The organism is Mesorhizobium sp. M7D.F.Ca.US.004.03.1.1 (assembly GCF_003998635.1).
Classification (GTDB): Bacteria; Pseudomonadota; Alphaproteobacteria; order Rhizobiales; family Rhizobiaceae; genus Mesorhizobium; species Mesorhizobium loti.
Genome location: NZ_RZQG01001640.1, coordinates 1 through 631, shown reverse-complemented (window position 1 = coordinate 631; position 631 = coordinate 1). Strand labels below are relative to the sequence as shown.

At 62.9% G+C, this 631-nt stretch carries 1 pseudogene; it reads left to right on the top strand.

The annotated features are described in order from the left end of the window. Nucleotides 1–41 precede the first annotated feature (41 nt). Nucleotides 42–631, top strand: a pseudogene (locus EN935_RS39235) (hypothetical protein); the annotation flags it as partial.

Genomic DNA, 631 nt, shown 5'->3' with positions numbered 1-631 from the left:
CTCAACCTCTATCCCAGCGTCCAGGCGCAAGGGGGAGCAGCTTGAGCAAGATCGATGTCTTCGTGGCGCCGCGGCCCAACCCGGCACTGATCAGAGCCATGACATCCGTCAACCGGATCGTCATGCTGCACGGCATTCCCGGATTTCGTGATCTGTTGCCGTTCAACCGCCTGGCCGGTCTGCGCGGCGTCGCCAATGTCCGTCACATCGCCTTTCCCGACGCTGACCTCGAACGGCTGAAGGCCAGTTGCGGGGCAGGGAAGGCGACTTTCATCACGCCCAACCATCCCGAATTCTTCACCGACTGGATGATCGACAAGGAGATCGTGTCGCAGGTCAGCCCGCTCACTGCCTCCTGGGCGACGAACGGTGTCGTCAACGGTCTCGGCCGGCTGATGCAGAAATTCTGGCTGGCCAACAACCTGATCGCCCAGATTCCCGGCAACAGCGGGGCAGCCAAGGAACACTCCGTCGCCTGGGCCTTGAAAGGTCATGGCGTGCTGCTGCATCCCGAAGGCGGCGTTGGCTGGCACGCCAATATCGTCGCGCCGTTGCTGTCGGGTGCCGTCGAGATGGGGCTTGAGGCCCTCAAGCGCGGCCGGGCCACGGATCCCGATTTCAAGGTCTGGAT